Raw genomic sequence first — 18991 nt, 5'->3', positions numbered from 1 at the left:
CCAACATGATTGATTAGGCTGCGTAAGAGTGATGGTGCGTCGCGATCATCCGAACAGGGCAAGGCCCGTCCCCGCCGCGGCGAGAACAACCCACAGGATCGTCGTTTTGGCCTTGAACACATAAAGGAGCGCGAGGGCGACGGCGAAGATTGCGAGCGGGATCACCACGCCGGGCACGTTCACGAGAGTCTTTTGCCCTAGTTCCAGCGTCGTGGCGGCGATCAGCCCGACGACCGCTGCGGATATTCCCTCTAGGAAGGTCTTGATCTTTTCGTTGTCTACCAACCGTTCAAGCTGGTCATGAAAGAACAGAGAAAAGCTGAATGCCGGCAGGAAGATGCCGATCGTCATGACGATCGCTCCGAGTGGGCCGCCGCCGAAATATCCGATGAACGTCGAGAAGATGATCAGGGGCGCCGGCAGAATTCCCGATAAGGCGAGCCCGTCGAGGAACTGCGCATCCGTCATCCATCCATTGCCGACCGCATCTGCACGCAGGAACGGGATGACTGTGTAGGCCCCGCCAAAGGTGAGGAGCCCGGCCTTGAGGCCCGAGATGAAAAGCTCCAGCAGCGACGGCTTTTGGTTTGCGATGGCTTGCGCCGAGACCGCATCCCCACCGACCGTACTGCCGAAAGTGACCCAGGCGAAGTAGAGGCCGACCCCGACGAGCACGGCCATGAGCAGGCCGGCCATCACCCGCTGATGGCGCGCCGCGAACATATAGACGAGGCCCGCGATCGGCAGGGTGAGCCAGAACGGAGTGCCGACGAGGGCCGCCAGGCCGGCGACGCCCGCGATACCCCAAAGCCAGCGGTCGAGCAGGATGTGACCGCCAATCCGGTGCACGGCGCGCACGATCAGGGCGATGACGGCGGGTTGCACTCCGAGAAATGCTGCGGTCGCGGCGGCAGTCTGCATGATCCCGGTGGAGAGATACAGCCACGACAGCGCGAACATTAGGACGAAGCCCGGCATCATGAATCCCAGACCCGCAAGAAGGCCGCCGAGCTTTCCCTTGGGAAGCGTGCCGAAGAAGACGCACAGCTCGTGCGCCTCCGGACCAGGGAGCACCTGATAGACGGCGAGGATGCGGTTGAACCTGGCGCTGGAGACCCAGTGTTCCTCATCGACCAGCTCACGGCGGATCATCGCGATCTGGGCGATCGGGCCACCCCAGGCCAGGAAGCCGAACCGCAGGAACTTCGCGAAAATCTGCGCATAAGAAAGGTCGGGCAATGTGCCTCCGTTCTCAGGATCCAATGCCCCACCCGCCACCTTTGTGCTCATTCGCTACGTTCCTCAGATCATGATCGTCATCCCTCGACCGATGGTCGAACGCGCTGCGCTGACTGCCGATCGAGTGGACTGCCCAGAGTGAAATGCGTGTAGAAGCCGTCCAGCGCGTCGCTTGCGTTGGCGATCCGCTTGAGATCGTCATCTGTGGACGCGCATACGCCTGCAAGCATGGCACCAAGGCCTGGCGTCTCGGAGCGCCCGAACTTGCCGTCCGCTATGTCCAGGTCATGGATAATCTCGCCGATCGCGACGAGTGCGGGATCATCTTCGAGCCTAGCTCGCCTCACGATCGTCTCGAAGCTGCACCGGTCTTGTTCGTGGGTGAACTCGGCATCGGCCATGTCGAAGCGCAGCTCGCCCGCATCGGGCGTGTAGCTCCTGCCATCGACGAACTTGAAGCTGGCGTGGGGGTCGACGAATCGTCGGATCAGCCAAGCGCAGGCGATGCGATCGACATGGACGCCGCGCCGCGTCACCCAGACACGATTCTTGAGGTCGGCGGGCGAAAACGCAGCCGCTTCGCCCGTGCGGCCGACATCGGGATGGGCATAGCGCTTTTCGCCCAACTCCCGCAGCGCCGCCTCCGCACCTTGACGGCCGTGAGCGCCAAAGAAGTCTAGCCGGACAATCTCGGAAAGCCGTCTCTGGAGTTTCGCAATCTCGGCCCCCGACGTCGGCCCGGTGTCGAGCAGCCTGTGTGCGGCCAGGGCCACCTCGTCATAGTCGGCGTCACGCGCAGCGTCGAAAAGCCCTCGTAGCTCCGCGTCGCTTTGGCCTTCGATCATCTGCGCGTTGATCAGCACCGCCTCGCCGCCGCTGTTCGTGATCTCTCCCAGCAGGTCGCGGAATGCGGCTTCGTTTTCCTCGCGACGGGGGAGCACATGAACCGCGTTTTTGAGCGGCACCGCGCCAATCGCTTGTAAGCGACGCCAAATCTTCACGCGCATGTAGGGTGGCTTCGCGGGTAGTTGGTGCAGCAGTGCTAACCAATGTTCCGGGTCGGGCGAGGATTCCATAGCACATGCGTATCACCAAGAATGTTAAAATGAAACACATATATCTCAGTTCCAAGCGGAGATAAGCCGCCGGCGCGCAATCGGTTCAAAAATGGCAAGGCTGGCGGTTGGACGGCGCGCCCGTCTCGAAAGGGCAGTCGGTCAGGGACGGGTCCGCTGCGTGCGAGATCAATGGACCCGCTACGATGGTTCAACTTAGGAAGCGGGCTACTTCCCCCCGCTTTTCGTCCGTCAATACAACCATCCTGCAGGCTCGGCGGAGTAGTATTAGTGGCTGGCTATATCGGGGAAGGGCGGCACGTTGCGCAGATTGGCGCTTCTAGCGTAGCGTTAACGGCGATACGTATTCGTTACCTTTATCCTGCGCGGGGCGCCATTTTTCTCCTGTCAGACAGGCTTCTAAGACGCCGCCTCGGCGGTCTCGCCAGCCCGCTCGGCTTCGGCCAGTTGCAGGGTGTGCAGGTTCTTCTGGCGTATGGCCTCGCCGGCTTCGTCGAAGAAGAACGGCAGGAAGGCGTAGCGGCGGCCCTTGGTGACCGGGGTCGCCTCGTGCAGCAGCGAGCATGAGAAGACCACCGCGCCGCCGGTCGGCGGGCGATAGGTCTTCGGCCCGAACTCAGGGAAGCGCAGGTCGCCGCCCTCGAACTCCTCGGCGTTCAGGTTGATCGAACAGGCGAACTTGCGGTGTGCGGTGCCGGTGGTGGTGTTGTCCCGGTGCGGCCGGAAGTAGCCGCCGTCCTTGGCGTCGTAGCAGGCGACGATGTAGCGCTCGATGCGGGTGGGATTGAACTGGAAGGCGTTGTTGATCTGGCGGACCAGCCGCGTCTCGATCCGCCGCCGCAGTTCGACGCGGAACGCCTCGTCCTCGATGGAGGCGTCCCTGCGGCTCTTGAAGTTGTCCAGCACCGCGACGGTCTTGCCGTTGATCTGGCGCATCGTGCCCGAGGGCGCGCCGCCGTGGTTGTCATAGAAGCTGATCAGCCGGCGGCAGATCTCCGGCTCGAACACCCGCGGCACGACCAGCACCGGCGCATGCAGCGGCGCGCCGGCGTGATGCTCGGGCTCGGGCAGGGCGCGCAGCGTCGAAAAGACGCGCTCGGTCTGGTCCATGCCGCCGGTCGCCAGCACCCGCAGGGTCGGGTCCAGCACGCACCAGTGCGGGGCCTCGAGGCCTTCGGCGGTCACCGCGCGGAAGGCGCGGCTGATGGCCCCGTCGCCGTCCAGGAACCAGCGCACGCCGTCCCGGTCCGTGGCCCGGCTGATGCCTTCCTGGTCACGGATCACGCAGAAGCAGATCAGCTTGCGCTGGTCGAAGAGCGCCTCGTGCGCCTCGATCGCGGCCAGGGCGGCCTGGCGGGCGACGGGATCGCCGGGCAGGAACGCCAGCAGGACGAAACGCCCGCCGAGGCTGGAGAAACTGAAACGGGGGTTGGTCGGCGTGGGAGCGACGAACCAGGGGGCGGCTTGACCGGGCGGTATGCTCATGGGCCGGTGGTCGCGTGGACGCCGGGCGTCCACAAGCATAAGAAGTTTATAAGTCGGGGCGTCCCACGGGGCATAAGCCCGGCATAATTGAAGCGACGCATGGCTGCGGCCATGGTCGCCCGCGTCGGCGGCCTCGCTCGTCTCCCATCTATCGAGCCTGGGGTTCCCACGGACAGGCGGACGCCGTCGACGCCCGGCTTTGCAAGGATCCGCATGGCGCGGGATTGGAAATTCAAGCCTGCGACGCCGTTGCGCGGCGCCTGGCGCTACCTCGCCGCATTCGGCATGGTGGCGGTCTCGACCATGGTCGCCGAAGTGGTATACCGCGTCTTCGACACCGACCGCCTGTCGATGGTGTTCCTGGCCGGCGTGCTGGTCGCGGCCGTCACCCTGGGCCCGGGCCCGGCCTATTTCGCCGCCTCGATCGCCTTCCTCATCTACGACATCTATCTGGTCCAGCCGCGGTTCGAGTTCACCATGACCTCGGCCGAGGACTTCCTGGTCCTGTTCGTCTTCCTGGCCGTCGCCATCCTGACCGGCGGCCTGGCCGGGCGCCTGCGCGAGGCGCAGTGGCGGGCCGAGGCCCGGGCGCGGACCTCCGGCGCCCTGTTCCGCGCCAGCGAAGAATTCTCCGCCTCGGACGACGAGGACGGCGTGCGCCAGGCCCTGGCCCACCGCATCGCCGAGGCGGGGCGGCAGGCCGTGGTTTTCCATGACGGACGCTGGTGGAGCGCGCCGCACGGAACGCAGCCGCCCGAGCGCATCTGCCAGGCCGCCGCCGTTCCCGTGGCCCAGGTCGCGACCGCCCAGATCGAGGGCTGGCGGCTGCGGCCGCTGCGCGCCGACGACCAGGCCCTGGGCCTGGCGGCCTGGCGATCCACCGAGCGCCGTCTGGCCGACGACGACGAGCGCCTGGTGGACGTGCTGGTCGACATGGCCGCCGCCGCCATCGCCCGCTCGCGGCTGTCGGGGGCGCGGGCCGAGATCCAGGCGCGCGCCCGCACCGAGCAGTTGCGCAACGCCCTGCTGTCGTCGATCTCGCACGACCTGCGCACGCCCCTGGCGGCGATCCTGGCGTCGGCCAGCAGCCTGCGCGAGTTCGGCGACCGCTTCGACGCGGCGGTGCGCGACGACCTGACCCTGACGATCCAGGAGGAGGCCGAGCGCCTGAACCTGTTCGTCGGCAACCTGCTCAACATGACCAAGCTGGAATCCGGCGCGCTCAGCATCGAGGGCGTCGCCTTCGGCATGGGCGAGGTCATGGACCGGGTGGTCCAGCGGCTGGGCAAGCGGGCTGGCGAGCGCGACCTGGGCAGCCAGCCGGCCGGCGACGACCTGGTGGTGTTCGGCGACCCGATCCTGGCCGAACAGGCCCTGGCCAACGTGGTGGAGAACGCCGTGCGCTTCTCGCCCAACGGCGCGAAGATCGAGGTCGCCGCCCGCCGCGAGAACGGCCAGGTGATCGTGGAGGTGGCCGACGACGGGCCGGGCGTGCCGGCGGCGGACCTGCCGATGATCTTCGAGAAGTTCTATCGCTCCCCGTCCACGGCGGCGGGCCAGCAGGGCACGGGCCTTGGCCTGTCGATCACCCGCGGCCTGGTCGAGGCGATGGGCGGCGATGTCCACGCCTTCGCCCGCCGGGACGGCCGCTCGGGCCTGGTCGTGGCCCTGGCGTTCCCGGGAGGCCGCGGATGAGCCTGGGCCACCTGCTGCTGGTCGACGACGAACAGCAGATCCTGCGCGCCCTGCGCCCGGCCCTGGCCGCGGCCGGCTACGAGGTCGCGACGGCCGAGACCGGCGGGGAGGCGCTGGCCCACCTGGCCAGCGAGGCCTGCGACGTGGTGATCCTCGACCTCGGCCTGCCCGACATGGACGGCAAGGAGGTCATCGCCCGCATTCGCGAGTGGTCGGAGGTGCCGATCCTGGTGCTGTCGGCCCGCGACCTGGAGCACGAGAAGATCGCCGCCCTGGACCAGGGCGCCGACGACTTCATCAACAAGCCGTTCGGGGTCGGGGAGCTGGTGGCGCGGATCCGGGCCTCGCTGCGCGGCCGCGAGCGGCGCTTCTCGGCCCATGCGGTGTTCCGCAGCGGCGACCTGGAGGTCAACTTCGCCACCCGCCGGGTCGCGGTGATGGGCGAGGAGATGCGGCTGACCCCGCGCGAATACGATCTCCTGAAGACCCTCGCGCGCTATGGGGGCCGGGTGGTCACCCACCGCCAACTGATCGCCGCGGTGTGGGGGCCGGCCGCCCAGGTCGACGCCCAGTTCGTCCGGGTGCTGGTGGCGCAGCTCCGCCAGAAGATCGAGGAAGAACCCTCGACCCCCAAGATCCTGCTGACCGAGCCGGGGATCGGCTACCGGCTGACCCCCGAGGACGAGGCGTAGGCGCTCCCTAGCGCTTGCCTGGCCAGGTCAGGAAGCCGTTCGCGTCGCGTCCGGCCGCCGGATAGGTGCAGCACGGCCCATGCGGCGGCGGCGGATAGTACACCGGAGGAGGCGGCGGCGGGGGCGGCGGCGGGTAGTAGGCCATCGGCGGCGGCGCATAGACCGGGGGCGGCGGCGGCGGCGCGTAAGCCGGCGCCGGATAGCTGCGGTAGGACTCGTAGATCTCTTCCTGCACCACCCGGCCCTGGGCGGGGGGCGGAGGCGGCGGCGGCGCGGGCGGCTCCACGCGGGCGTATTCGCGCTCGACCGGCGCCGGCGCGGCCGGGCGCACCGCCGGCTTCTTGGGCTTGGGCTTTGGCTTGTGATGCACCTTGATCGGCTTGGCCGGGGCCTTGGCGACCTTGGCCGGCGGGCAGGCCGCGGCGATGATCTGGGCCGGGTCCGGACAGGCGGCGGCCGGGGCCGCGGCGGCGGGGGCCTGGGTGGTCACGGGCACGGTCACCGCGCCCGGCGCCTGGGCGGGCTGGCGGGCGGCGCCCACCTTGGGCGGGCCGCTGGCGTCGCAGGCGGCGAGGGCGACAAAGACCGCAATCGGCAGGACGGTGCGCAGGCGCATGGTCGGTTTCCCGGCGTCGTTCAGCAAAGGTTGCCCCAAGGATGGGGATCAGTTTCCGTTAACGCTGTGGCTTTCACCGTGGGCGCGAAGAAATCTCGTGACAAGATCGTCGTAGAGGGCGAGCCGCTTATAGGCCCGGAAGTCGGCGGCGGCCTCGCGCCAGGCCTTGGCGAAGGCGGCCAGCCGCGGCGGATCGCCGGCCAGGTCGTCCAGCGGATGCAGCCAGACCCTGATGGTGAACAGCGCCCCGCCGGTCCGCGGCAGCCGGCGCAGGGTCTGGCGCTCGACCCGCACATGGAGTTCGGCGCCCGCCCTCGCCGGATCGATGCCGGCGATCCGGGCGCGGATCGGAGCCGGATCGGGCGTGAAGGTCTCGGCCGAGTTGACGACGCTCCAGTTGCGGCGCTCCAGGATCAGGCCGGGACGCAGGCCGTCGAAGATCCGCACCACCCGGGTCAGGAAGCGGCCCTCGAAGCCGTGTACGGGGGCGTGGATGTCGGCCAGGGCGCGGCCCAGCACTTCGCGGGCGCTGAAGAAGGTCGGGGCGCACAGCGACAGGGCCGAGACCCGCCAGTGGCCGTCGGCCTTCTCCATCAGCACCAGGTCGTCGGGGACCTGGCGGGCGGCTGCGTGGAGCGGCGGCAGGCCCTCGTCGGCCGGGGGACGCCCCGTCGCCGCGGCGACCAGCTCGCGCGCCTCCTCCTGGCCCGGCCGCGAGGCCGGCGTCTCGCCCCAGACGACGTCGCGGTGGGCGGCGAACAACGGGTCCTTGCGCGCCGCCGGGTCGGGCTCCCCGCCCTCCAGCCAGTCCGCCTCGGCGATCGGCTTCAGCCCGATGGCGAAGTCGGCGGCGTCCTCGTAGGGGGCGTGGCGGAGGCTCATCTGGGTTTGAAACGCCTGGCCAGCGCCCATAGCCCCACCCCCAGCACGATGCCCACCGTATCGGCCAGCAGGTCGATCCAGTCGCCCGAGCGGCCGAACGGCATCAGCGCCTGCGCCAGCTCGATGCCGGCGGCCAGCGCCCAGACGCAGCCGATCACCGTCCGGCGGCGATGGGTCGACATCAGCAGGCCGATGACGACCAGCAGGCCGAAGGCGATGGCGTGCGCGGCCTTGTCCCAGATCAGCTTCGCGCCCGGCACGTCGTCCGACGGCGCCAGGGTCAGGTAGAGGATGACGAGGACCGCCGCCCCGAAGACCGCCACGCGCAGCGGGCGCGGGATGAACGAAAAGAAGGCCTGCATGCACTTCTAGTAGCGGCGCTCCGCGGCGACGGCGAGCCTTTCAAAGTCGGCCGATGCCCGCTAGCTTCGGGCCAAATTCAAACGCGGGTTTAAATTGATGGCGATCGAAGCGGTGATCTGGGACTTCGGCGGGGTGTTCACCACCTCGCCCTTCGAGGCGTTCGCCCGCTACGAGACGGAAAAGGGCCTGCCCAGGGACCTGATCCGCAAGGTCAACTCGACCAATCCCGACACCAACGCCTGGGCCCTGTTCGAGCGCAACGAGATCGACGCGGCGGGGTTCGACGCGCTGTTCCTGGCGGAATCGACGGCGCTGGGCCATCCGGTCCCGGGCCGCGAGGTCCTGCCGCTGATCTCCGGGGCGGTGCGGCCGCGGATGGTCGCGGCGCTGAAGGCCTGCAAGGCGCGCTTCAAGGTCGGCTGCATCACCAACAACATGGTCAGCCACCACAGCCCCGGGGCCGACGAGCCGCAGCGCGCGGCCGGGGCCATGGGCCAGATCCTGCCGCTGTTCGACCATGTGATCGAAAGCTCCAAGGCCGGGGTGCGCAAGCCGGACCCGAAGATCTACCTGATGATGTGCGAGGCGCTGGGCGTGACGCCGGAGGCTTGCGTCTATCTCGACGACCTGGGCATCAACTGCAAGCCGGCCGCGGCCCTGGGCATGCGGGCGATCAAGGTGGTGGACGTCGACCAGACCCTGGCCGAGCTTTCCGCCGCTACCGGCCTGGTGTTCGACGAAGAGGCGGCGGCGTGACCCGCCCGTCCAAGATCGGCGCCGAGGCGGCGCTGGCCAAGCTGCCCGGCTGGGCCCGGGCCGACGGCGAGCGCGAGGCGATCTCGCGCACCTATCGCTTCGCGGACTTCAACACCGCCTTCGCGTTCATGACCCGGGTGGCGATCCGGGCCGAGCAACTGGACCACCATCCGGAATGGTTCAATGTCTACAACCGCGTCGAGGTGCTGCTGACCACCCACGACGCCGACGGCGTCACCGAGCTCGACCTGACGCTGGCGGGCTTCATGGACGAGGCGGCCCGGGCCGCCGGCGCGAAGGACTGAAAACCAGGAGGAGACGATGTCGGGACGGGTCGAGGGCAAGAAGGCCTTCATCACCGGGGGCGCCCAGGGCTTGGGCGCGGCCATGGCGCGCAGGCTGGCCGCCGAGGGCGCCAAGGTCTCGATCGCCGACATCAACCACGCCGGGGCCCAGGCGATCGCCGCCCAGATCAACGCCGAGCACGGCGAGGGGACCGCCTTCGCCTTCCCGCTGGACGTGACCAAGGAAGACCAGTGGATCTTCGCCCTGGAGGAGGCCGACGCGGCGATGGGCGGCATCTCGGTGCTGGTCAACAACGCCGGCATCAGCCGCGGCGGCAATATCGAGCAGCTCAGCTTCGAGGACTGGAAGCTGGTGATGAGCGTCAATGTCGACTCGGTGTTCCTGGGGACCAAGCACGCGCTGAAGTACATGCGCCAGAACCAGCCCGGCTCGATCATCAACATCTCGTCGATCGCCGGCCTGATCGCGGCCCACAATTCGCCGGTCTACAACGCCTCCAAGGCCGGGGTCTGGCTGCTCAGCAAGGGCATCGCCCTGCACTGCGCCAAGCAGGGCCTGGATATCCGCTCGAACTCGGTCCACCCGACCTTCATCGACACCCCGATCCTCGACCCGATCCGCCAGCAGTTCGGCAAGGAGGTCGCCGAGGGCAAGCTGGCGCGCCAGATCCCGCTCGGCCACATCGGCGAGCCGGACGACATCGCCAATGCGGTGCTCTACCTGGCCAGCGACGAGAGCAAGTTCATGACCGGCGCCGAACTCAAGCTCGACGGCGGCATCTCGGCGATGTGAGGGGATTTCCCTCCTTTCCTCCCTTGCGAAGCGGGGGGAGGAAAAAGGACGTCAATTGATCAGTATCGTCCCCAGCAGCACCCGGGCGCCCTTCTGGCCCAGCACCCGGTCGGCGTCGCGCTGCAGGGCCTGGCCCAGGACGTCGGGGTTGGGCGGCATCGAGGGCGTCATGCCCGAGGCGTAGGTCTGCAGGGTCTGGACGAAGGCGGCGCGCAGGCGCGGGACGACGCTCTCAGCCTTGGCCCGCAGCTTGGCGTCGGGCACGTCGAGCACGGTCTGCACCGTCAGCACCCCGCGGCGGCCGCTGGGGCGCATGACGGTGGCGGTCAGGGTCTGGATCTCGACATAGGTCCCGACCATGGTCTTCTTCTTCTCGTCGGTCTTGGGCGCAGCGGCCGTCAGCGCGGGGGCGGCGAGCACGGCGGCAAGGACAAGAAGGCGGCGGCGGTCCATGGCGACACCACGCCACATCATGGTTAGCGCTCTCTTTACGAGCTGGGTCGGACAGTGCCCGCGACGATTCGCAGTTCATGTATTGGAGCGCCGCTTTTGGGCCGGTTCGCAGCCACCAACCTCGACCTCGACGGCAAGGTGATCTTCGTCACCGGCGGGACGGGCTCCTTCGGGCGCCGCTTCATCGAAACCGTGCTGATGCGCGCCAAACCGCGCAAGCTGATCGTGTTCTCGCGCGACGAGCTCAAGCAGCATGAGATGCAGATCGACCTGGCCGAGAAGTTCGATCCCGAGACCCTGACCTGCATGCGCTTCTTCCTGGGCGACGTGCGCGACCGCGAACGGCTGACCCTGGCCATGCGCGGGGTCGACATCGTCATCCACGCCGCGGCGCTCAAGCAGGTGCCGGCGGCCGAGTACAATCCCTCGGAGTGCATCCACACCAACATCATGGGCGCCGAGAACGTGGTGTGGGCCTGCCTCTCCAACCGCATCAAGCAGGTGGTGGCGCTCTCCACCGACAAGGCCTGCAACCCGGTCAACCTCTACGGCGCGACCAAGCTGGCCTCGGACAAGACCTTCGTGGCGGCCAACAACCTGTCGGGCGACATCGGCACCCGCTTCTCGGTGGTGCGCTATGGCAACGTGGTCGGCTCGCGCGGCTCGGTCGCTCCCCTGTTCGAGCGGCTGCTGGCCCGCGGCGAGAAGGAGCTGCCGATCACCGATGCGCGGATGACGCGGTTCTGGATCACCCTGAACCAGGGCGTCGACTTCGTGCTGTCCTCGCTGGAAGTGATGCGCGGCGGCGAGATCTTCGTGCCCAAGATCCCCTCGATGAAGATGACCGACCTGGCCGAGGCCATGTCGCCCGGCGTCGGCATCCGGGTGATCGGCATCCGCCCGGGCGAGAAGCTGCACGAGATGATGATCTCGGCCGACGACGCCCGCACCACGGTGGACCTCGGCGACCGCTATGCGATCGAGCCGGCCTTCGTGGAGTTCGGCCGCCAATCCTATGCCGACGCCCATCCGATGGTCGCCGAGAGCTTCTCCTACGCCAGCGACACCAATGACGAATGGCTGTCGGGCGAGGGGCTGCTGGCGCTGCTGGCCGACGGCGCGCCCGAGCATCGCCGCCGCCGGGCGACGGACTGACCCATGCTGCCCTATGGCCGCCAGACCATCGAGGACGACGACATCGCCGCGGTGACGCAGGCGCTGCGGGCCGATTTCCTGACCACCGGGCCGACGGTCGAGGCGTTCGAGACGGCGTTCGCGCAGACGGTCGGGGCCAGGCATGCGGTGGCCTGCTCGAACGGGACCGCCGCCCTGCACCTGGCCATGCTGGCGCTGGACGTGCAGCCGGGCGAGGTAGTGATCGCCCCGTCGATCACCTTCCTGGCCACCGCCAACTGCGCGCGGTTCGTGGGGGCCGAGGTGGTGTTCGCCGACGTCGACCCGAACAGCGGCCTGATGACGCCCGCCACCCTGGCCGAGGCCCTGACCCGCCTGGACGGCCGGCGCCTGCGCGCGGTGCTGCCGGTGCACATGCGCGGCGACACGGCCGAACTTCCGGCCCTCGAAGCCGTGGCCAGAAGCGCCGGGGCGGTGCTGGTCGAGGACGCGCCGCACGCGCTCGGGTCCGCCCTGAAGTTCGGGAACGCCGCCCTGCGGGTCGGCGACTGCGCCCACTCGGCCATGGCCACCTTCTCGTTCCATCCGGTGAAGACCATCGCCACCGGCGAGGGCGGCATGGTGACCACCAACGACGACGGCCTGGCCGAACGCCTGCGCCGGCTGCGCACCCACGGCATGATCCGGCCGCAGGGCGGCGATCCGTGGTGGTACGAGATGCCGGAGATCGGCTTCAACTACCGCCTGCCCGACATCCTCTGCGCGCTCGGCCTCTCGCAACTGGCCAAGCTCGATCGCTTCGCCGCCCGCCGCCGCGCCCTGGCCGCGCGCTATGAGGAGGCGCTCGCGCCGCTCGCGCCGCTGGTGGTCCAGGCGACCCGCCCCGACTGGAGCGACCCGGTCCTGCACCTGATGGTCGCGCTGATCGACTTCCCGGCCGCCGGGCGGACCCGGCGCGAGGTGGTCGAGGCGCTGAGGGCCAAGGGCGTCGGGACCCAGGTCCACTACATCCCGGTCCACACCCAGCCCTATTACCGCCAGCGCTATGGCGAACTGGACCTGCCGGGCGCCCAGGCCTGGTACGAACGCTGCCTGTCGCTGCCGCTCTATCCGGGCATGGCCGACGAGGACGTCGACCATGTGGTCGCCGCCCTGGCGCAGGTGCTGGGGCGATAGAGGGCCGGTTCCCGCCGTTGCGCCGGAGAATCCCCCTTGCCCGGCCGGCCGCACGGCCTAGGTAAGGGGCCCCGCGCGGCCCGTCCGCGGTTCCACACAGTTCCTGACCTTGAAAGGCCAGCTTCCATGGCCAAGGACGATTCCGCCCCGATCAACGGCTCGGCCCTCGCGGTCGGCGCCGGCTGCTACGTCATCTGGGGCGTCGTGCCCCTGGCCTTCCAGGTCATGGGCCGTCTCGGCATCGGAGCCTGGGAGATCCTCGCCCACCGGACGCTGTGGGCGGTGCCGACCGCCTTCCTGTTCGTGGCGCTGGCCGGCCAGACCAAGCAACTGGCGGCGGTGCTGCGCAATGGCCGGACCATGGCCTGGCTGGCGCTGTCGGCCGCCGTCATCGCCATCAACTGGCTGGTGTTCATCTGGGCGGTGAACAACGGCCGGGTGCTGGAGACCAGCCTCGGCTACTTCATCAACCCGCTGATGGCCATGGCCGCCGGCGCCGTCATCTTCCGCGAGCGCATGGACGCCATCGGCAAGGGGGCGATCGCCCTGGCGGGCCTGGGCGTGGTCATCCAGGCCTTCGCCCTGGGCCACGTGCCGATCGTCTCCCTGACCCTGGCCACGTCCTTCTGCGCCTATGGGATCATCCGCAAGCGGGTGGCGGCCGAGGCCCAGACCGGGCTGCTGATCGAGTGCCTGATCCTGGGCCTGCCCGGGTTGTTCCTGATCGCCTGGCTGGAGAGCCGGGGCCAGGGCCACTTCACCGCCGGCGGCGCCTCCATGGCCTGGCTGCTGGCCTGCGGGCCGATGACCGCCCTGCCGCTGATGATGTTCTCCTGGGCCGCGCGCCGCATTCCGTTCTCGGCCATGGGCTTCCTGCAGTTCATCGCGCCCAGCATGACCTTCGTCATGGGGGTGCTGCAGGGCGAGGCGTTCACGCCTTTGCGGGGGCTCTCGTTCGCCTTCATCTGGGGCGGGGCGGCGGTGTTTGCCTACGGCGCCTGGCGGAGGAGCCGCGTGTTGGCCGCCGCCTAGGAAAGAAGGGCGCGTGACCGGCGCCGAACCGGCTCCCGCTTTCGGCCGTCACGCTCAGAGCGCGGCGTAGGCCGCCTCGATCAGCCGCCTGGCGCGGGCGTCGCCGATCAGGTCGGTGGACTGCTTGTTCATCACATAGGCCCCGGCCAGCTTCGTCTGCGGGTCGGCGAAGGCGCAGGAACCGCCCCAGCCGGAGTGGCCGAAGGTCTGCTCGCCCGGACCCCAGACCTTGACGGCCGAGTTGCGCATGAAGCCGGCGCCCCAGCTCATCACGAACGGCAGCACCAGGTCCTGGCCGTGGATGCGCTCGCGCGAGGCCTCGGCGATCAGGGCCGGCGACAGGATGGTCTCGCCGTCCAGCCAGCCGCCATCCGCCAGCGCCCCCATCAGCCGCGCCAGGGCCGGCGCCGTGGCGTGGCCGTTGGCCGAGGGGATCTCGATGCGCCGCCATTCGGCCTGGCCGCGGCCGGCGGGCGAGGACCAGGGGGTCAGGAAGGCGGCCTTGGTGGCGGGGTTGATCTCGCCGAAGTTCGGCAGGCCGTTCGGGCGCTGCAGGTCGGCGGCGCGGCCATGCTCGGCGTCGGGCAGGCCGATCCAGAGGTCGAGGCCGAACGGCACGGCCAGGTCCTCGCGCAGGGCCGCGCCCATGGTCCGGCCGTCGACGCGGCGGAAGATCTCGCCGGCCAGGTAGCCGAAGGTGATCGGGTGATAGCCGCTGGCGGTCCCCGGCGGCCACAGCGGGGCCATAGCCGCCAGCCTGGCGCAGATGGCGTCCCAGTCGAACCACAAGGCGGGGTCCATCTCGTCGGGAAAGCCGGAGAGGCCCTCCTGGTGGCTCATCACCTGCTCGATGGTGATCGCGTCCTTGCCGGCCTGACCAAACTCCGGCCAGACCTCGGCGACGCGCTGGCCGTAGTCGAGCTTTCCCTGGTCGACCAGGCGGGCGATCAGCAGCGCGGCGATCGCCTTGGTGGTCGAGAAGACCGGGGTCAGGGTCCGCTCGTCGAAGGGCTTGGTGCGCTGGCGGTCGGCGAAGCCGGCCCATAGGTCGACCACCACCTCGCCGGCCTGCACCAGGCAGAAGCGCGCGCCCAGTTCCTGGCCGCCGGCGAAGTTGTCGGCGAAGGCGGCGCGCACGCCGGCGAAGCGTTTCGGGCACAGGCCGTGGATCTCGGGGGTCATGCCAATCGCTCCAATCGCACGCTGGGAGAGGTCGCCTTCAGCCGCTGGGCCATGGCGACGATGGGGAGTTCGGCGGCCGAGGCGGCGTGGGCTGCGGCCACCGTCTCGGCGACGCCGCCGACCGCCCGCCCGAGCGCGTAGGAGCCGGTCAGGCCATCGAGGATCGCCGCGCCGAACAGGGCGCTCAGCAGGTCGCCCGTGCCCTTGGGGGCCGAGGGCAGGCGCGGGTGGGCGGCCATCCAGGCCTGCGACGGCTCGGCGTAGATCACCCCGATCTCCTTGCCCTGGGCGATCGAGGAGACCAGGGCCGGCCTGCCCAGCCGGCGCGCGGCGACCACCGCGTCCTCCGGCGTGCGGACGTCCTGGCCGGTCAGGTGGGCCAGCTCCCAGGCGTTGGGGGCGACGATGTCGGCGCGGGGCAGGAGTTCGCCGGCCACCGCCCGGGCCACCTCGGCCGGGACGTAGAGGCCCTTGCCGGCGTCGCCGAGGGTCGGGTCGACGATGACCACGGGTTGGCGGGCGGCCTCGCCGCCATAGCCCTTACGCTGGGCGCCGCGCACCGCGTCGATGGCGTGGGCGGCGGCGGTCACCTGTTCAGGGAAGGCGAAATAGCCGGTCAGCACCAGGTCGGTCTGGCCCAGCAGTTTGTTGGCCTCGATCCCGGCCAGCATGCCTTCCAGCGTCGCCGGGTCGATCTTCGCCCCGCCGGGCGGGCCCCAGCCGGGATGGCGGCCATAGACCACGGTCGGCACGACCATGGAATCGATCTTGAGGATGGCGAGGGCGCTGGCCTGGGCCGTTCCGCCGACGTGGCTGGCGGCGACGTGGCTGGAGATGATCAGCGCGAGCGGCATGGCGGACTTGCTTAGCCGAGGGATGTCCCGAGCGACAATCCAAATAGATGCTCCCCTGCTGGGGAGCCGAAGGGCGGGGGACTCGACTCTCGATCTTGAGAGCGGTCCCCCTCCGTCTCAGCGCCTAGTAGCGGTAGTGGTCCGGCTTGAACGGGCCGGCGGTCGGCACGCCGATATAGTCGGCCTGGTCCTTGGAGAGGGTGGTCAGCTTGGCGCCCAGCTTTTCCAGGTGCAGGAAGGCGACCTTCTCGTCCAGGTGCTTGGGCAGGGTGTAGACCTTGGTCTCGTACTTGGACTTGTTGGTCCACAGCTCGATCTGGGCCAGGGTCTGGTTGGTGAAGCTGGCGCTCATCACGAAGCTGGGGTGGCCGGTGGCGTTGCCCAGGTTCACCAGGCGGCCTTCCGACAGCACGATGATCTTCTTGCCGTCCGGGAATTCGACGTGGTGGACCTGCGGCTTGATCTCGTCCCACTTGAAGTTACGCAGGCCGGCGATCTGAATCTCGGAGTCGAAGTGGCCGATGTTGCAGACGATGGCGTTGTTGCGCATCCGGCGCATGTGGTCGACCGTCAGGACGTCCTTGTTGCCGGTGGCGGTGACGAAGATGTCGGCCTTGTCGGCGACGTCGTCCATGGTCTGGACTTCATAGCCTTCCATCGCCGCCTGCAGGGCGCAGATCGGGTCGATCTCGGTGACGATCACGCGGGCGCCGCCGTTGCGCAGCGAAGCGGCCGAGCCCTTGCCCACGTCGCCGTAGCCGAGGACGACCGCGACCTTGCCCGACAGCATGACGTCGGTGCCGCGGCGGATGGCGTCGACCAGGCTCTCACGGCAGCCGTAGAGGTTGTCGAACTTCGACTTGGTGACGCTGTCGTTGACGTTGATGGCGGGGAACGGCAGCTCGCCGCGCTCGGCCATCTGGTACAGGCGGTGCACGCCCGTGGTGGTTTCTTCCGACACGCCGCCGATGGCGTCGCGGATCGCCGAATAGAAGCCCGGCTTTTCCTTCAGGTAGCGCTTCATCACCGCATAGAGCGCTTCTTCCTCCTCGTTCTGCGGGTTGTTGAGGACCGAGGGGTCCTTCTCGGCCTTCGGGCCGAGCACGCAGAGCAGGGTGGCGTCGCCGCCGTCGTCGAGGATCAGGTTCGGATAGCCGCCGTCGGCCCATTCGAAGATGCGGTGGGCGTATTCCCAGTACTCGACCAGGTTCTCGCCCTTGATCGCGAAGACCGGCGTGCCGTTGGCGGCGATGGCCGCGGCGGCGTGGTCCTGGGTCGAGAAGATGTTGCACGAGGCCCAGCGGACTTCGGCGCCCAGGGCTTCCAGGGTCTGGATCAGCACCGCGGTCTGGATGGTCATGTGCAGGGAGCCGGCGATGCGGGCGCCCTTCAGCGGCTGGTCCTTGCCGAACTCGGCGCGCACGGCCATCAGGCCCGGCATCTCGGTTTCGGCGATGGCGATTTCCTTGCGACCGAAATCGGCCAGGGTGATGTCTTTCACGACATAGTCGGTCATCGGGCGGTCCTGTCGGAGAATGGTTTGTCGGCTCTATAGCCTCCGGCCGGCAGTCGGGCAACAATCACATAAAGATTTCTTTATATGATCCAGAAGGGCGGACTGGCCGCCAGCCGGCCCATGGCCCTGACCGCGCCCTTGACGCTCTTGGGCTTGGCCGCCTCGCGCGCCGCCAGCAGCGAGCGGGCGGCGGCCAGGGCGGCGCCCTTCAGCCGCAGCCGGCCGATCAGTTCGGCCGCCACGGCCACGTCGTTGAGCGCGCCCAGCTCCTCCTGCAGGCCCTTGACGGCCCTGATGAAGGACCTGGAGTCGGCGTCGAACAGCGGCGCGAAGGGCTCGGCGGCGTAGCGCAGCTTCTTGGCGGCGATCCGGGCCTGGTGGCGGGTCTCGTCGTCCGCGCCCTTGAGGTCTTCGGCCAGCTTCATCAGCGCCTTGCGCCGCCGATCGAGCGCCTTGGCGGCGAATTTCTCGGCGGGCAGGTCGCGGCGCTTGGCGCTGGCCTTGCCGCCCAGGGTCAGCCAGGCGCCGGTCTCGACCCAGGCGGTGGTGTCCAGCACCAGGTCGCGGAACCGGCCCGAGGCGACGGCGGCGCAGGCCTTGGCGTGGGCGCGCGCACGGGCGGCCTCGAGCGCCGGCGCCAGGGCCGCAAGGTCCAGGGTCGGGTCGACCAGGGCCGCGGCGCTCTCGGCGAAGACGTCCAGGTCGCGGGCTTCGTTGCAGGCCCCGGCCAGCCACTTCAGCTCGGTCTTGATCGCCTCGGCATGGTCGTCGTCGGTGACGGCGTTGAAGGTCGAGATCGCGCTGCGCAGCCGGCGGACCGCGACCCGTAGCTGGTGCACGGCCTCGACGCTGTCGGCTTCGCGCAGCACCACGCCGTTGGCGGCGATCTGCGCCAGGGTGTTGCGGGCGATCGCCTGGAAGGCGCCGGCGGCGGTCAGCCCGCGGGCCAGGGGCGCCTTGTCGTGGCGCCGCGGGGCGCGGTCCGAGCCGTCGATCAGCCCCTGGCCCTGGGTCGCCTTGCCGTCGAACGACAGATAGAGCGGCGCGGTCTTCGAAAGCTGCCGGGCCAGGTCGAACATCGGGCCGCAGTCGCCGCCCTTCAGCTCCAGCTCGACCTCGCTGACCCGCCGGGCGCGATCGCCGGCCTGGACCTCGCCCTCGTCCACCGCCAGCTCGATCGAGGACCCGCCGAAATCGAAGGTCCGCTGGCGGCGGGTGACCCGCACGGTGAAGATCGGCGACAGCGCCTTGCGCTTGGCCGGCGGCAGGGCGTCCTTGAGCGCGGGAAACGCCAGGTCGAGCCCCTGGCTGGTGATCGTCTGCTCGTGCTCCTCGCGGGCGAAGCCGTCGCCGCGCTTGAGGGTCTGGACCCGCTTGCCGCCGCCCTCGCGGATGCGCAGCGAAATCCGCGCCTTGCGCAGGTCGCCCTGCGGGGTGTCGTAATAGGTGGAAACCAGCGCCTTTTCCTGGGTTTCGCCGGGCGGCGCGGCGGCGAGCACGACGGCGAGGTCGGCCGGCTCGCACAGGAATTTCAACTCGATCTCGTCTTCACCCGCGCTCATGCGCTACACGCTCCCGACCCCGCGCGGTTCGCCGGCCTCTTGCAGGCGGCCCAAGTCGGCGCCCGTTCGCTTCGAGGAGGCTCCCCATGAACGCTCCAATTGCTCAAGGTTTCCGTTCTATCGATCCCGCAGAGCCGCGTCACGACTGGACGCTGTCGGAGGTGGAGGGACTGTTCGAGC

General features: G+C 69.2%; 19 protein-coding genes. 8 read left to right on the top strand and 11 right to left on the bottom strand.

Annotation, left to right across the window (positions count from 1 at the left end):
- Positions 1-45: 45 nt before the first annotated feature.
- The 3 genes from chrA to RTL41_RS17565 all read right to left on the bottom strand — a co-directional run bounded on the left by chrA (position 46) and on the right by RTL41_RS17565 (position 3800).
- On the bottom strand, positions 46-1290 hold the full coding sequence (gene chrA / locus RTL41_RS17575) for a chromate efflux transporter (protein WP_303696919.1): 1245 nt from the start codon (positions 1288-1290) through the stop codon (positions 46-48).
- A 26-nt stretch (positions 1291-1316) separates the two neighbouring features.
- Positions 1317-2246 (bottom strand): chromate resistance protein ChrB domain-containing protein, encoded by a 930-nt coding sequence (locus RTL41_RS17570; RefSeq protein ID WP_303696918.1) that lies wholly within the window; start codon positions 2244-2246, stop codon positions 1317-1319.
- Positions 2247-2714: 468 nt separating this feature from the next.
- A complete protein-coding gene (locus RTL41_RS17565; protein WP_312166378.1) occupies positions 2715-3800 on the bottom strand; it encodes a 2OG-Fe(II) oxygenase in 1086 nt (361 codons plus the stop codon).
- A 213-nt stretch (positions 3801-4013) separates the two neighbouring features.
- Here RTL41_RS17565 and RTL41_RS17560 point away from each other — a divergent pair, with 213 nt between their 5' ends.
- Together RTL41_RS17560 and RTL41_RS17555 are read left to right on the top strand one after the other, a co-directional pair.
- Positions 4014-5495, top strand: a complete 1482-nt coding sequence (locus tag RTL41_RS17560; RefSeq protein WP_312166377.1) for an ATP-binding protein — start codon at positions 4014-4016, stop codon at positions 5493-5495.
- On the top strand, positions 5492-6187 hold the full coding sequence (locus tag RTL41_RS17555; protein ID WP_312166376.1) for a response regulator transcription factor: 696 nt from the start codon (positions 5492-5494) through the stop codon (positions 6185-6187). The genes RTL41_RS17560 and RTL41_RS17555 overlap by 4 nt, the downstream gene beginning before the upstream one ends.
- 7 nt (positions 6188-6194) lie before the next feature.
- On the opposite strand, the gene RTL41_RS17550 is transcribed toward RTL41_RS17555, so the two are convergent.
- Genes RTL41_RS17550 through RTL41_RS17540 form a run of 3 tightly spaced genes read right to left on the bottom strand, consistent with a single transcriptional unit; the run spans position 6195 to position 8047 of the window.
- The gene (locus RTL41_RS17550; protein WP_312166375.1) at positions 6195-6803 is read right to left on the bottom strand and encodes a hypothetical protein; all 609 of its coding nucleotides are present in this window, start codon (positions 6801-6803) and stop codon (positions 6195-6197) included.
- Between the two features lie 48 nt (positions 6804-6851).
- Positions 6852-7685: a DUF3445 domain-containing protein gene (locus tag RTL41_RS17545; protein WP_312166374.1), complete on the bottom strand. Its 834-nt coding sequence runs from the start codon at positions 7683-7685 to the stop codon at positions 6852-6854.
- A complete protein-coding gene (locus RTL41_RS17540; RefSeq protein WP_312166373.1) occupies positions 7682-8047 on the bottom strand; it encodes a VanZ family protein in 366 nt (121 codons plus the stop codon). Before RTL41_RS17540 ends, RTL41_RS17545 begins: the two co-directional genes overlap by 4 nt.
- Before the next feature lie 97 nt (positions 8048-8144).
- Here RTL41_RS17540 and RTL41_RS17535 point away from each other — a divergent pair, with 97 nt between their 5' ends.
- Genes RTL41_RS17535 through RTL41_RS17525 form a run of 3 tightly spaced genes read left to right on the top strand, consistent with a single transcriptional unit; the run spans position 8145 to position 9902 of the window.
- Complete coding sequence (locus RTL41_RS17535; RefSeq protein ID WP_312166372.1) at positions 8145-8804, top strand: HAD-IA family hydrolase; 660 nt, start codon at positions 8145-8147, stop codon at positions 8802-8804.
- On the top strand, positions 8801-9109 hold the full coding sequence (locus RTL41_RS17530; RefSeq protein ID WP_312166371.1) for a 4a-hydroxytetrahydrobiopterin dehydratase: 309 nt from the start codon (positions 8801-8803) through the stop codon (positions 9107-9109). Before RTL41_RS17535 ends, RTL41_RS17530 begins: the two co-directional genes overlap by 4 nt.
- A 16-nt stretch (positions 9110-9125) precedes the next feature.
- Complete coding sequence (locus RTL41_RS17525) at positions 9126-9902, top strand: SDR family oxidoreductase (protein ID WP_312166370.1); 777 nt, start codon at positions 9126-9128, stop codon at positions 9900-9902.
- Between the two features lie 51 nt (positions 9903-9953).
- On the opposite strand, the gene RTL41_RS17520 is transcribed toward RTL41_RS17525, so the two are convergent.
- A complete protein-coding gene (locus RTL41_RS17520) occupies positions 9954-10376 on the bottom strand; it encodes a hypothetical protein (RefSeq protein ID WP_312166369.1) in 423 nt (140 codons plus the stop codon).
- Positions 10377-10451: 75 nt separating this feature from the next.
- Here RTL41_RS17520 and pseB point away from each other — a divergent pair, with 75 nt between their 5' ends.
- The 3 genes from pseB to rarD all read left to right on the top strand — a co-directional run bounded on the left by pseB (position 10452) and on the right by rarD (position 13697).
- A complete protein-coding gene (gene pseB, locus RTL41_RS17515) occupies positions 10452-11510 on the top strand; it encodes a UDP-N-acetylglucosamine 4,6-dehydratase (inverting) (RefSeq protein WP_312166368.1) in 1059 nt (352 codons plus the stop codon).
- A 3-nt stretch (positions 11511-11513) separates the two neighbouring features.
- Positions 11514-12665: a UDP-4-amino-4,6-dideoxy-N-acetyl-beta-L-altrosamine transaminase gene (gene pseC / locus RTL41_RS17510; RefSeq protein WP_312166367.1), complete on the top strand. Its 1152-nt coding sequence runs from the start codon at positions 11514-11516 to the stop codon at positions 12663-12665.
- A gap of 126 nt (positions 12666-12791) precedes the next feature.
- Complete coding sequence (gene rarD / locus RTL41_RS17505; RefSeq protein WP_312166366.1) at positions 12792-13697, top strand: EamA family transporter RarD; 906 nt, start codon at positions 12792-12794, stop codon at positions 13695-13697.
- Positions 13698-13751: 54 nt separating this feature from the next.
- Here the strand turns inward: rarD and RTL41_RS17500 are convergent, their stop codons facing one another.
- The 4 genes from RTL41_RS17500 to RTL41_RS17485 form a co-directional block, all read right to left on the bottom strand.
- Complete coding sequence (locus tag RTL41_RS17500) at positions 13752-14879, bottom strand: serine hydrolase domain-containing protein (RefSeq protein ID WP_312166365.1); 1128 nt, start codon at positions 14877-14879, stop codon at positions 13752-13754.
- Positions 14876-15733: a bifunctional hydroxymethylpyrimidine kinase/phosphomethylpyrimidine kinase gene (locus RTL41_RS17495; RefSeq protein WP_312166364.1), complete on the bottom strand. Its 858-nt coding sequence runs from the start codon at positions 15731-15733 to the stop codon at positions 14876-14878. The genes RTL41_RS17500 and RTL41_RS17495 overlap by 4 nt, the downstream gene beginning before the upstream one ends.
- Positions 15734-15857: 124 nt before the next feature.
- Positions 15858-17249, bottom strand: coding sequence for an adenosylhomocysteinase (gene ahcY, locus RTL41_RS17490; RefSeq protein WP_312166363.1), 1392 nt, complete (start codon positions 17247-17249; stop codon positions 15858-15860).
- Positions 17250-17329: 80 nt separating this feature from the next.
- Positions 17330-18811: a CHAD domain-containing protein gene (locus RTL41_RS17485; RefSeq protein WP_312166362.1), complete on the bottom strand. Its 1482-nt coding sequence runs from the start codon at positions 18809-18811 to the stop codon at positions 17330-17332.
- Between the last annotated feature and the right edge of the window lie 180 nt (positions 18812-18991).

The sequence above is a fragment of the Phenylobacterium sp. genome (assembly GCF_031984885.1).
GTDB lineage: Bacteria > Pseudomonadota > Alphaproteobacteria > Caulobacterales > Caulobacteraceae > Phenylobacterium.
The sequence above is the reverse complement of the archived record's forward strand: the minus strand, read 5'-3'. Positions and strand labels throughout refer to the sequence as shown.

Coding starts and splice junctions, on each gene's coding strand:
- chrA (WP_303696919.1), bottom strand. CDS start 1,290: ATGAGCACAAAGGTGGCGGGTGGGGCATTGGATCCTGAGAACGGAGGC.
- RTL41_RS17570 (WP_303696918.1), bottom strand. CDS start 2,246: ATGCGCGTGAAGATTTGGCGTCGCTTACAAGCGATTGGCGCGGTGCCG.
- RTL41_RS17565 (WP_312166378.1), bottom strand. CDS start 3,800: ATGAGCATACCGCCCGGTCAAGCCGCCCCCTGGTTCGTCGCTCCCACG.
- RTL41_RS17560 (WP_312166377.1), top strand. CDS start 4,014: ATGGCGCGGGATTGGAAATTCAAGCCTGCGACGCCGTTGCGCGGCGCC.
- RTL41_RS17555 (WP_312166376.1), top strand. CDS start 5,492: ATGAGCCTGGGCCACCTGCTGCTGGTCGACGACGAACAGCAGATCCTG.
- RTL41_RS17550 (WP_312166375.1), bottom strand. CDS start 6,803: ATGCGCCTGCGCACCGTCCTGCCGATTGCGGTCTTTGTCGCCCTCGCC.
- RTL41_RS17545 (WP_312166374.1), bottom strand. CDS start 7,685: ATGAGCCTCCGCCACGCCCCCTACGAGGACGCCGCCGACTTCGCCATC.
- RTL41_RS17540 (WP_312166373.1), bottom strand. CDS start 8,047: ATGCAGGCCTTCTTTTCGTTCATCCCGCGCCCGCTGCGCGTGGCGGTC.
- RTL41_RS17535 (WP_312166372.1), top strand. CDS start 8,145: ATGGCGATCGAAGCGGTGATCTGGGACTTCGGCGGGGTGTTCACCACC.
- RTL41_RS17525 (WP_312166370.1), top strand. CDS start 9,126: ATGTCGGGACGGGTCGAGGGCAAGAAGGCCTTCATCACCGGGGGCGCC.
- RTL41_RS17520 (WP_312166369.1), bottom strand. CDS start 10,376: ATGATGTGGCGTGGTGTCGCCATGGACCGCCGCCGCCTTCTTGTCCTT.
- pseC (WP_312166367.1), top strand. CDS start 11,514: ATGCTGCCCTATGGCCGCCAGACCATCGAGGACGACGACATCGCCGCG.
- rarD (WP_312166366.1), top strand. CDS start 12,792: ATGGCCAAGGACGATTCCGCCCCGATCAACGGCTCGGCCCTCGCGGTC.
- RTL41_RS17500 (WP_312166365.1), bottom strand. CDS start 14,879: ATGACCCCCGAGATCCACGGCCTGTGCCCGAAACGCTTCGCCGGCGTG.
- RTL41_RS17495 (WP_312166364.1), bottom strand. CDS start 15,733: ATGCCGCTCGCGCTGATCATCTCCAGCCACGTCGCCGCCAGCCACGTC.
- ahcY (WP_312166363.1), bottom strand. CDS start 17,249: ATGACCGACTATGTCGTGAAAGACATCACCCTGGCCGATTTCGGTCGC.
- RTL41_RS17485 (WP_312166362.1), bottom strand. CDS start 18,811: ATGAGCGCGGGTGAAGACGAGATCGAGTTGAAATTCCTGTGCGAGCCG.